This is a genomic window from Streptomyces sp. NBC_00659, assembly GCF_036226925.1.
Classification (GTDB): Bacteria; Actinomycetota; Actinomycetes; order Streptomycetales; family Streptomycetaceae; genus Streptomyces.
On the sequence record NZ_CP109031.1, the window covers coordinates 3,085,724 to 3,097,560 of the forward strand.

An 11,837-nucleotide genomic window follows, 5' to 3' on the forward strand; every position below is an offset into this window, starting at 1 on the left:
GGGTCCGGATTCTCAGCCCTCACACATCTCTTACTCAGCCCGGCTCAAAGGTTTCTCCATAGTTTTTGGCCGCGCCCACAGGGGCGCCAAGAACCTTTGAGGAACGGGATGTTTGGCATCTATCTCAAGCGTGAGCTGAGCCGGCGCAAGAAGGCGGCGCTGGTGATCGCCATGGGTCTGGCGCTCGGTATCGCGCTGGTCATCACCGTCAACTCGGTGTCGGCCGGCATGCAGCAGGCTCAGGACAAGGTCCTGAAGTCGCTGTACGGGCTCGGCACGGACATGACGGTCACCAAGGCGCAGGCGGCCCCGTCGAGCAACTCGTCGGGCCGCCCGAAGTTCGACTTCGACGCCAAGTCGGACAGCAGCAAGACACAGAGCTCGGACCGGGTGATGACCCAGGGAGGACAGTCCCTGAAGTCCTCGCTCGTCACCGAGGTCGCGGCACAGAAGGGCGTGGCGAGCGCGGTGGGCGCGCTGAGCCTGAACGTCACCAAGGTCGACGGCTCCTTCACCCAGGGCAAGGCGAAGTCCACCACCTCGGGCTCCGGTCAGCAGGGCGGACCCGGCGGCCAGAGCGGCAGCACCGGCGCGCCGCAGGTGCAGGGCGGCGGCGCCTCCTTCGACGTGAACTCCTACTCCGTCGCGGGCGTCGACGTGACCCAGCAGGACCTCGGTCCGCTGGCCACCTCGAAGATCACCACGGGCAAGACGTTCACGGCCGCGCAGACCTCCGCGAAGGTCGCGGTGCTCAGCAAGTCGTACGCCAAGGAGAACAAGTACAAGGTCGGCTCGACCTTCAAGATCTCCGGTGCCAAGTACAAGGTCATCGGCATCGCGACGCCCGACAGCAGCGAGTCGACCACCGACGTCTACGTGCCGCTGAAGCAGGCGCAGACGCTCGGTGACGCCAAGAACAAGGTCACCACGATCTACGTCAAGGCGACCGACTCGAAGCAGATCTCCACGGTCAAGACGACCATCCAGAAGAACATCTCCGGGACGACCGTCACCACCTCCGCGGACCTCGCGGACACCGTCTCCGGCTCGCTGTCCACCGCCTCGAACCTCGCCACGAGCGTCGGCAAGTGGCTGTCCATCGCTGTCCTGGTCGCCGCGTTCCTGGTCGCGGCGCTGCTCACCTCCTCCGCCGTCTCCCGCCGGGTGCGCGAGTTCGGCACCCTGAAGGCGCTCGGCTGGCCCTCCCGCAAGGTCACCCGTCAGGTCGTCGGCGAGTCCATCGTGAACGGCCTGCTCGGCGGCGTCCTCGGTATCGCCCTCGGGCTCGGCGCGGCCTACACGGTCACCGCGATCAGCCCGAAGCTGACGGCGGAGCTCGGCTCCACCGGCGGCGGTGGCGGCATGGGCGGCGGTCCCGGCGGTGGCGGTCCCGGCGGACAGGCGGCCTCCGCGGCCAAGAACACCATCGACATCGCGCTCACCGCTCCGGTCTCGCTGACCACCATCGCGCTCGCCGTGGGCCTGGCCGTCACCGGCGGTCTGATCGCCGGCGCGATGGGCGGCTGGCGCGCCTCCCGGATGCGCCCGGCGGACGCGCTCCGCAGCGTCTCGTAACCCGCCCCCGGGCCACACCCCTTGAGCCGGGGCGCCGCGGCCACTTCCCCCGGGCCGCGGCGCCCCACCCCCTTCATCCTCGGAGAAACCTCATGTACAAGCTCACCGGCGTCACCAAGCGCTACACGCGGGGCAAGGAGACGATCGATGCCCTGCGTGGCGTCGACCTCACCATCGAGGACGGCGACCAGCTCGTCATCCAGGGCCCGACGGGCGGCGGCAAGTCGACGCTGCTCCAGATGATCGGCGGGCTCGACCGGCCGACCTCCGGCAGCGTCGAGCTGGACGGCGTGGACCTCGCCACCATCAGCGAGGCCAAGCTGACCCGGCTGCGGGCCGAGAAGATCGGCATCATCTTCCAGTCGTTCAACCTCATCCCGACGCTGACCGCGCAGGAGAACGTCGAGACCGCCCTCGTCCCCCTCGGGGTCAAGCCCGCCGAGCGGCGCGAGCGGGCCGCCGAGGCACTCCGCTCGGTCGGCCTCGGGGAACGGCTCACGCACGTCCCGACCGAGCTGTCCGGAGGTCAGCAGCAGCGCGTGGCCATCGCCCGGGCCCTGGTCAAGAAGCCCAAGGTGCTGCTCGCCGACGAGCCGACCGGCAACCTCGACGAGGGCACCCGCGACGACATCATGGGCCTGCTCGAAGGGCTGTGGCACGAGTACGGGCTGACCTTCATCATGGTGACCCACGACTCGTCCATCGCCCGCCGCGCGCCGCGCCTCGCGACCATCAAGGCCGGGCAGATCAGCCTGACCGAGCAGGGTGCCCGCCGGGCCGTCTCCGAGAGGGCCGGACACCCGGCCCCGCAGCAGCAGTTCACGCCGCAGGGGTACGCGGAGGCGCAGTACGCGCAGGAACAGTACGGGGCCGCCCAGGGCCACTGAGCCCGACGGCGGCCCCGGCCTCCGCGCTCACCCCCACGCCTCGCGCTCCCCGCGCCTCCGGGCCGCTCACCGAACCTCGGTGAACGGCCCGTCGGCGTTCACGCCTGGCCGGTCTCGAAGCGGCTGATCCTGCCGCCGTCGTCGACGGTGAAGCTCCACCTGGTCTTCATCTCGCCCCAGGTGTCGTTGCGGTACCGCACGAGGAGGGAACGCCCCTCGTCGGACTCGTTGTCGACGTCCATATGGCCGCGCGAGGAGAAGATCTCCCGGTCGGTCCAGTCCCCGAGGTCACGGTCGGAGCCGTCGTCCGACATGGTGGCGCCCGGCGCGAGAAGCGCCTCGAAGGCGTCCTGGTCATGGGCGTTCACCGCGGTGACGAAGGCCCGGACCGCCGGGTCGCTGAGGCGCGTTACCTGAATGGTCATGGGAGTCACCCTCACACCGGCTCCCCGCACCCGCCACCCGAACGGCGGCGCAGCGCCCGTCGGCCCCGTTCGATCGGTGCGACGGTGGTCACCCGGGAGGAAACCGTTGCCGCCGTCTGGACTGGGAGTCACCGTGACCTGTATCGACCGGCGTGATCTGGGACTGCTGCTGCTCCGTCTGAGCACGGGCGGTGTCCTGGCCGCGCACGGAGCGCAGAAGCTGTTCGGCTGGTTCGGCGGCGGCGGTATCGAGGGCACCGGACAGGCCATGGAGGCCATGGGGTACGCGCCGGGGAAGGCCAGCGCCACGGCCGCGGGCCTCGCCGAGGCCGGGGGCGGCACTCTGCTGGCGCTGGGCCTCGCCACACCCGCGGCCGGTGCGGCGGCGGCCGGCGCGATGGCGGGCGCGGCGGCCGTGCACGTACCGAACGGGTTCTTCGCGCAGAGCGGTGGCTACGAGTACACGGCCTCGCTCGGCCTGGCGGCGGCGGGCCTCGCGGTGACGGGTCCGGGCCGGTTGTCTCTGGACCATCTGATGGGCCACGCGGTGAACCGCGGCTGGATGGTGCCGATCGCGCTGGGTACGACGGCCGCGGTCACCGCGGTCGTCGTGGGCGTCCGGAACAGGCGGGTGCGCGCGAAACGGGAGGGCATGCAGGAAGCCCTGTTCGACGAGTAGGAGCCGTCCCCGCGGCCCCGGGGATGCTCGCCCCGGGGCTGACCACGCTGCGGACGACGACCAGGCCGGACATACCGGCGCCGACATCGCCGATCCTGCCCGGGACGCCCCGGGCGGTGGTCCGTCCGGGGCTTCGGCAGAGCGGGCCAGCGACGGTACGGACCCCTGGGAGACGATCGACCGGCTGCATGCCTGGCTGGACGCCGACCGGGCGCACGGCGGCCGCGAGGGACTGCTGCTGCGCGTCCTGAAGCTGTCGGAGGAGGTCGGCGAGGTCGCCCAGGTGGTGATCGGCGCGACGGGCCAAAATCCGCGCAAGGGCGTGAGCCACACGTGGGACGACGTCCGGTCGGAGCTGTGCGACGTCGTGATCACGGCGATGGTGGCGCTGCGCACACTCGCGCCGGACGCGCGTGAGGTCTTCACCGCCCGTCTGGCGTCCGTGGCCGACCGCTCGCTCGACGATCCGTCAACGCCCGTACAGGGAGCGGAATTTCGCCGGACCGACCGGTAACGCCCGCGGCGACCTGCGCTGTTCACCGACGCCACCAGCAGGGACGCCGTGAGGTCACGGCCGACCTCTCCTCCCTGCTGGAGAGCACCGGCACGGTGCGCATCATGAGCGTGCCGGGCCCGCTGGGCCAGCGGCCCCCCATCCGTCTGCGCTGCCGCACCGCCGACCGGCCGGAACGCGAGATCATCTGCCCTCCCGGCCAGACCGTTCTGCTGTGCGGAATCGAGTTCCGCTACGACTCACCGCCCGCTCAGCGCCTGTGATCCGAGGAGCGGTTCGCCGGCCCGGGCTTCTTGGGCGGCGGACATGGGAAAGGGCCTCCGACCCAGGTCGGAGGCCCTTTGCCAGGCAAAGCCGCAGTCTGCGGCAGACGAGTCGGGCTGTACGCCGGGGACAGTGACGGTCACGGATTCTCAGCAGCAAGCCGACGAACCGCTCATGGACCGCGTCGCCAGTCTGCTTGGTGAACGACTCGGCCAGACGCAGATAGACCCCACGCAAGGGCCCTGCACCGGATTCGTCGGCACCGGGCCCTGTCCTCCCCGAGGTGATCAGCATGTGGAGAGTCCCGCCAGGAACTCTGCGGCCCTGCGGGTCGCCCCGCCGGTGTAACTGCAGTGCTCCGCGCACTCCCCCGTGATGAGCATTCGGATCGCCGCCGAGTTCTGTCGGGCAAAGCCGTGCTTGCCTGGCCCGAACCCCTCACCCATCAACTTCAGTCCCAACCCTTCGTAGAGATCAGCGCTTGGGGCGCAGCCAGCGCTCGAGCTTGTCCCGGGAGACGCTGCCCGAGTCCACGTACCAGAGCTCGTTGTCCCCATCCCAACGGGCCTTCAGCTGTTGCTTGGCCTCGTCCTTGTGCCGGAAGGGAACGTTCAGATACAGACGGCCCCAGACGACGGCTCCCACCTCCACTCCCTCTTCCTTGCCAGGGTTCCTTCCTCCACCGCGGCCCGCCCTCCCCTCGGTCCGCGATTGGCTCTGTGGCTGATAGACGGGCCTCTCCATGCGGGCCTGGTCCATCACCTTCCGCGCCTGAGCACACGACTCGGGATCTTCCAGCCTCATCATGAGGTCGGTCGGGCCCATGGCCGCCAGCAGGTTGAGAGAGCCGTGCCAGAGCACGGTGTCGTCCACGATGAAGACCTTCTCGTGCATGCGCTCCCGATAAGCAACCGTGCAGCCCATGGACTTGAGCTGATCGACGAGGCTCTGGTGCCGTTCTGCCCCGGACGGGTCTCGCTGCTCCAGCGGAGAACGGGTGTGGATCACGATCTCGACGCCCGCTGCGGCCCGCGCGGCGAAGAGCTTCGCCCACTGACGTACCCGGGTCGGCGACAGCAGGAAGGTGTATATATCGATGCGGGTCGCAGCCCGTTCGATGTCCCAACGCACCGCCCGGTCCACCTGGTCGGCGGGGAAGAAGGCCGGGCGGGTCAGCTCTTCCTGCGGCAACTTGGCGAGGTCGGCCGCGCTTCTGATCGGGATCAGCTGATCCACGGAGAGGGTCTGCGCGTGCGCCTCCACGTGGTCGAGCATCACCAGCGCCTCGCTGAGCGCGGGGAGCTTCTGACGCAGGAACTCCACGTCCGCGATCACGACCAAGTGGTCCTGAGCGCGGCTCAGGGCGACGTTCAGGAGTCGGCACGTCTGCGAGTCGAGGCCCGTCTCCCCGTAGAACCGTCCGAGGCGATCGCCGGAACCGGCCACGGTGTCCAGCACGACGACCGGCCGCTGGCTGCCTTGGAAGCGGTGCACGGTGGCGACCAGGCCTTCGTGCTCGGCTCCGAAGCGTTCGGTGAGGGTCTGCCCGATGGCCTTGACCTGGTCGTTGTAGGGAGTGATCACCGCGAGGCGGTCCGTCGCCCGTTCGCCCGGCGGGACGTTCTGCCATTTCCGGCCGGGTAGGACACCGTCGTACTGGAGTCCTCGGACGAGTTCGTGCACGACGGCCGTGTGGACGGGATTGCTGAGGTGGCTGGGGCCGGGAACGCGGTGCCGTGAGGTGTCGATCATCATGATCGGTGCGTCGACGAGGGTGTTGAACGGGATACGGCTCTCGTCGTCCCGGCCTGTGGTCAGCGGGGCGTCGGGATAGGCCACCGCGTTCACGAGGGCGCAGATCGACGGCCTCATACGGTACTGGGTGTTGAGCGCGACGAGCCGAGGGTGCTCGAGGACGGTCCCGGACGGGCTGACCAGCCCGGCGGCACGGAAGGCGTCTGTCGCCGACCAACAGCGGGCATGGGCCTGGTCGTCACGGGTCGCGGCCTTGTCGTCGGCCGCCTTGGTGATAGCGGGCAGCTGCCTGAAATCCCCGGCCACGACGACGCGTTTGCCGGCGAGACCGGCCACGTACCAGGCGGACGGCAGGTCGACCATGCCCGCTTCGTCGATCACCACGACATCGGTGCGCTGGAGCAGGGAACGCGACTGGACGGCCTTGGCCACGGTGGTTCCCAGCACCCGGCAGTTCGCGCGTACAGCACCGGTGATGCGGCGCAGCTCAGCCTCCGCCGCGTCGATGCTCTGCTGCAGGGCGTCGGCCTGCTTCACCAGGTCCGGGCGGGTCGGAAGTCCGGTGAGTTTAGGGGTGAGCTGTGTGATGTCCGCTCTCATGCGGGTGATGTCGGCTAGAGCCCTGCTCTGGGCAGACTGCGCCGCGGTCTCGGCGTTCTTCGCTTCGGAGGCCCGCTGGTTGGCTGCCTGGAATTCCGAGAGGGCGTCATCGAGCTTGGCCTGCTTCCGCTCGGCGCGCCAGCCCGTCGGCTGTCCTATGTCCTGCATGCGGAGGGCGAGTTGCCCGGCTGCGGTCTGCGCCGCGCCGTACATCTGCCGGGCGCTCTGCGCTGCCCTGCCCGCCTTCTCGTAAGCCGTGCGAGCCTCGGCGAGATCCTCCTCCAGACCTCGTGTCCGGTCGTAGAGCGCGATGCCTGCGCGTACGTCAGCCAGTGCGGCGTTCCATTCTGTCAACTGGCTCTGCAGCTGCGCGGAAAGGCGAGCCGCGATGCGCTCCGGCTCCACATACTCGCCGTAGCGGTCCCGCAGCGAATCGACGTCGATGTCCCCGGCTCGCTGGACCAGACCGACCCCGAAGCCGTTCTCACCGGCCAGCAGGTCGCAGATCCGCTCGAGCGCCTGGTCGACGGCGACCTTTGTCGGAGCGAGGAAGAGGACATTGAGCCCCTGCCGACAACTGCCCTCGACGATGTGGGCGATCACATCGGTCTTGCCGGTTCCGGGCGGCCCCCACAAGAACGTGATCTCGCTGGCGAGGGCCTGCTCCACGGCTTGACGTTGACGCGAATTGAGCTTCAGCGAGGGCCAGTTGGCAACCCAACGGCCCGGCTCGGCCTCGCGTGCGACCTTCGGGCTGCCTCGGCCGATCATCCAGCCGGCGCTCTCCAGTCGCACCGGGTGGTTCTCCTCGCCGACCGTGGCCAGGCGCTCCACCAGGACCCGCCACGTGGCGGAATCATCAACTCTGACCTGCGCCTGCACCGGATTCGGCCCGAGATCGGCCTCGGTGACGACTTGGATCTTCTGCTCCGACAGCGGTACGACTTCCGCCGGCGCCCAGCTGCCACGCGACCGGGAGGCACGTATCAGCAGCGGCTTTCCGTTCAGGGCACCGGGCCAGCGCTTGCACTGGAACTCGTATTCCTGCCTCTCGCCCGCCCGGGACGTCTTGCGCCCCTCCCGCAAGGATGCCTTCGGGCCCTTGCCTCCATCGCTGCGCAGTTCCGCCGCGACTTCCAGCCGGGCGGCTCGCATCAGTTCACCGACCGGATGGCCCGGCTCGGCCCCCGTCATACGTGATCCCCCTGTTCCAGTTGCATACGCAAGGCATCGCCATCCGGCCGGACTTTATGCCCTTCCACGGGGTGAAGATTCTGATCCGGCCAAACGGGGACTGCGCGCCACGGACGAAGCTTCAGCTTGCAAACAGAGCGCTGCGCCGACTCCGCTCACCGACCGAACAGGCTCAGGCGGAGTCCACCCGGAATTACCGGTCATCGCGCTTGGATGCGGGGCGCCGCGGCCGCCAGGAGGCCAAGTCGTGGACGCTGAGCCCGAAGGTAGCGCGGAGGTCGTCGAACTCACGCTGGAGTGCCCCAGCCAGGTCGGCCTGCGGCCCCGGCTCCGAACCCGTCCCCCACTGGCGCACCCAGGGGAGCAGCTCCTGGATCCCGGCCAGCAGAGGAGCGATCCGGTACACGCTCGGACGAGGCTCCTGTCGGCGCACAGTGATCAGATCGAACAGGACGCGAACCCGATCCGTGTCGCTCCAGCCGGACCAGCCGAGCAGCGAGCCGTTACCCTCCGCCGCAGCGTCGGGATAGGAGATAAAGCGTTCCCGGGGAATGTCCAGCCTGCGTCGGATCGACCAATAGGACGCACGCTGGAAATCGACGCTCGCGAACTTGGGCGGGATGGGAATCCCCAATGCATCGCCCGTCTCGTCCTCGCGACGCTGAAGCTCCCAGACCTGCTCCCACTGCGCACGCTTACGCAGTCCCGACTCCTTGTACCGCAGCGCTGCCGCATACGGGACCTGCTCACCGTCCAGGATCACGGCCAGCACCTCTGCGAGCGTGGCCTTCCGCCGCCCTAGGTGGTCGGCCGCGTACAGGGCGGCTGTGGAGCAGACCTGGGCGTCGTCGCCGAGTTCCCGCGCCAGCTGGCCGATTGTTCGGGGGCACGGGCGCCTTTCACTGTTCTTCTCCTCGAACCAGAGCCGTTCGTCCTCGCAACGGTCGAGCAGCCAGGAGCGCAGTGCTCGCTCCTCGCGCTTCTTCCATGGCTCTGTCAGCCACTGCCGCTTGTACTCCGGACGCTCGACGAGGGCGATCACCGGACGGGACTCGATGGCGTCGATCCGGGCCTGCACAACGTCCCGGTAGGCAGCCGGCCAATGATTCGGGACGTCGGTCACCGGTGTGACTCCATGCCTCTCAAACCAGCGCAGCTCCTCGAACCAGGACCGCGAGGCCGTACGGTCGGCGACCCTGCGAGCCCATACGATCTCGAACGCGCGCTCCCCCGGCCTCAACGCGGGGAGTTCGAAGGCCGGCGGGGTGGTCAGCCTCGCCCGCTCATCGGCGGACAGCAGCCCGTACGAGCCATAGACGTCCCAGTCCAGTTCCTCCTGAAGGGCAACCATCTCGTGGTTGGTCTGCTCATAAGCGGTTCTCGCCGCGTCCAGCGTGCTACGGCTGGGCGTACGCCGATCCGCGCAGACCGCGCTCGGCTCCGCGGCATCAAGAGCGCTGGCCAGTCTGGCCAGTTCCTGCGGCCGAGTCCGGGGAGCGTCGGAGGGAAGGGGAAGCTGGAGAACAGATTTCGGCACAAAGTTATAGATACTCGCCCATTCCTCACCCGGCGAGGAGAGGGTCGCCCCAGCGACCCCCTTGCTGTGGCTGGTCTGCTTGAGCCAGAAGCAGGCCGTGGACGAGTTGAGAACTCCGAGCAGACCGAGGTACGCCTCCTCCCCCGTGTCGGCAGGAAGTTGAAGTACGGGCGCGGTCCGGCTGTACACCGTTTCGCCGCGTACCGGCACGAAGTGATTGTGTGTGGCCACGGCGGCGAACGTGATCAGCGGGCCCCTATGACGCTCGGGGAGCCGGCGCCGCCAGGTCCACCAGGGCCGGCTCTGCGACGATTCCCGCGGCCCGGCGGCCGCGCGGAGAACCTGCCGCATCGACCAGAGGTGACGCCCCCACGAGGCACGGAGGTCCAGGGGAAGCGGTGAACCGTCCCCGTCATAGGGGGCCAGAACTTCCCCCACGGCTTCCGTACGCCAGTCCCGCACGGACTCGCCCGTCACGAGGTCCAGGCCCAGACCCGCCGCGTCGGGGTGCCGGGTGAACCAGGGCCGACCAAGATCGAAGACGCTCTGCTCTCCTGGGTCGGCGACGATGCGGGCCGGGCCGGAGAGAATGTCGGCCAACCGCCCGGGGGCTCCCGACAGAAGATCCATCAGATCCGTCGCCCCACCACCCGCCATGGTCCACGGGAAACGCGCGAAGCGGTGACGGGGCTCGTCCTCGACGCTCACCCATTCCGAAGTGCTGCCAGGCCGGTCGATCTGGTCGAGGATCGACCTCCACACCATCCCCTCGGCCGGATTGGCCGGCACGCTCGGTTCGCTGTGCACACCCAATGCGGACCGCACCGGTGCATCACTCAGGGTCGGGTCGTTCCGGCCGATCAAAATCAGGGTCGGTGTCCCATGGCCCGGCACATAGGCGCCTGAGGTGTCGATGACATGGGTAAGTCCGACACGCGGAAGGAACTCTTCGATCAGCTTCTCGCCGAAGGCGCGCTTAGTGAAAGAGCTGGATGTGTACTGCCCGACATAGCCTGCGGAAGTTCCCTTATGTTTCCGCACCGCCAGCCGGAACATGCGTTCCACAAAAAGAAGCGAAAGCGGGAACATCCCGGAAGCCACATCATAGGATTCCCTGTAAGCGGCGATTTTTACCTTGTCGCGCACGGAAATATAGGGAGGTTCACCCACTACAACGTGGTAGGAATTCTGCCCCAGGAGGTCGCATGTTCTGGAGAATTCTCCGACGTCCTCGGGCCTTCGAGCGCCGTCGCCCGCCTCACCGGGGAGAAGGGCCGGCCGCGGCCCGCCAGGGGCGCCACGGCCGTCGAGCAGAGCGTCACCCACCGCGACGTTGACCACTCGCCCCGGCACTTGGTTCAGCATCCGACAACCGCTGGCCCGTGCGGCGGCCATCAGCAGCCTGAATCGCGTGATGTTCACGGCGAACGGGTTCGCATCGCAGCCGTGGACCGATTCCAGGGTTCGGTGGATCAGCTCATCGTCCGGGGTGCCGGGCTCAACCGCCCGCCAGGCGCTCAGAATCCGTCCGAAGAGTCCGAGGAGGAACGATCCCGAGCCGCATGCCGGATCAATGGCACGAAACCCCTGGAGACCGAATTCCGCGATGGCCGGATCCGCCGTCACATCCAGGATGAATTCCTCGATGAATTCCGGAGTCTGGATAAGCGCGTAGGTCTGCCGCGACGCCTCGCTGATGTCCTGGTACAGATCCCCGAGGAAGCGGGTGTCGAGTTGCGGATCAGTGAAATCGAACCTGAGGGAGCCGTCCTCACCTCGCTGCCTCCAGAACGCGACCAGGCCGGTCGCCGCCCGCGGAGAAGGTGACAGCTCCCAGAGGGGATTGTGCTCGCGTGCGAAGATGCGGGCCATCACCGCATGGGACCCCGCCAGATACTTGAACGCCTCGACAAGCCAGTCGCGGTCGTGCGCCCCGTGCTGCTGCGCCAGGTATGCGCTCTGCCGTTCCTCCGCCTCTGCCAGCCGACCTCCCGGCCCTGCGAGGAACGGCCGGGCGATGAGTTCATTGTCCTCGCAGTAGCGCACGAACACTGTGCCCAGCACCCACCCGACCGCGGCCTGCGTGATGTATGCGTCGCGCCACGCGCCATACGTGGCGGCGGTACGCCCGGCGGCCCTCTCCTGCTCGTACGCCCCCCGGAGCCGGTCGCGGTACTGGTCGACGTTGTCGCTGCGCTCAAGGAGATCCGTCTCCAGTGCCCGAACCTGCTTGCGCAGGCCCGCGGTGAGCGCCCGCCTGTCCAGCGAGGACACCCCCGTATCGGCTCCGCCAGTCGGAGGCACAGCGGCGACCTCTCCTCCGTACGTCGATGACTTCACGATCCACTGTCCTGCAGGGCACATCCTGCCAGCTCTCGGGGCCGACACCCCGGTTCCGTCGCCCGTC

8 protein-coding genes are annotated in these 11,837 nt (G+C 68.5%); 5 read left to right on the forward strand and 3 right to left on the reverse strand.

Annotated features, from left to right (window positions below):
- Positions 1-108 precede the first annotated feature (108 nt).
- Positions 109-1,575 carry an ABC transporter permease gene (locus tag OG410_RS13400; RefSeq protein WP_329299342.1) on the forward strand — a complete coding sequence of 489 codons (1,467 nt, stop codon included), beginning with the start codon at positions 109-111 and terminating at the stop codon, positions 1,573-1,575.
- 92 nt (positions 1,576-1,667) lie between these two features.
- Positions 1,668-2,462, forward strand: coding sequence for an ABC transporter ATP-binding protein (locus tag OG410_RS13405; RefSeq protein WP_329299343.1), 795 nt, complete (start codon positions 1,668-1,670; stop codon positions 2,460-2,462).
- A 98-nt stretch (positions 2,463-2,560) separates the two neighbouring features.
- On the opposite strand, the gene OG410_RS13410 is transcribed toward OG410_RS13405, so the two are convergent.
- Positions 2,561-2,887 (reverse strand): nuclear transport factor 2 family protein, encoded by a 327-nt coding sequence (locus OG410_RS13410; RefSeq protein WP_329299344.1) that lies wholly within the window; start codon positions 2,885-2,887, stop codon positions 2,561-2,563.
- A 133-nt stretch (positions 2,888-3,020) separates the two neighbouring features.
- Between OG410_RS13410 and OG410_RS13415 the strand changes: the two genes are divergently transcribed.
- From OG410_RS13415 to OG410_RS13425, 3 genes are all read left to right on the forward strand, one after another.
- Positions 3,021-3,566, forward strand: coding sequence for a DoxX family protein (locus OG410_RS13415; RefSeq protein WP_329299345.1), 546 nt, complete (start codon positions 3,021-3,023; stop codon positions 3,564-3,566).
- A 175-nt stretch (positions 3,567-3,741) separates the two neighbouring features.
- A complete protein-coding gene (locus OG410_RS13420) occupies positions 3,742-4,080 on the forward strand; it encodes a MazG-like family protein (protein WP_329304111.1) in 339 nt (112 codons plus the stop codon).
- Between the two features lie 104 nt (positions 4,081-4,184).
- Complete coding sequence (locus OG410_RS13425) at positions 4,185-4,343, forward strand: hypothetical protein (protein ID WP_329299346.1); 159 nt, start codon at positions 4,185-4,187, stop codon at positions 4,341-4,343.
- 475 nt (positions 4,344-4,818) lie between these two features.
- Here the strand turns inward: OG410_RS13425 and OG410_RS13430 are convergent, their stop codons facing one another.
- A complete protein-coding gene (locus OG410_RS13430; RefSeq protein WP_329299347.1) occupies positions 4,819-7,893 on the reverse strand; it encodes an AAA domain-containing protein in 3,075 nt (1,024 codons plus the stop codon).
- Between the two features lie 193 nt (positions 7,894-8,086).
- Positions 8,087-11,704: a BREX-2 system adenine-specific DNA-methyltransferase PglX gene (gene pglX, locus OG410_RS13435; protein ID WP_329299348.1), complete on the reverse strand. Its 3,618-nt coding sequence runs from the start codon at positions 11,702-11,704 to the stop codon at positions 8,087-8,089.
- Positions 11,705-11,837: the final 133 nt, after the last annotated feature.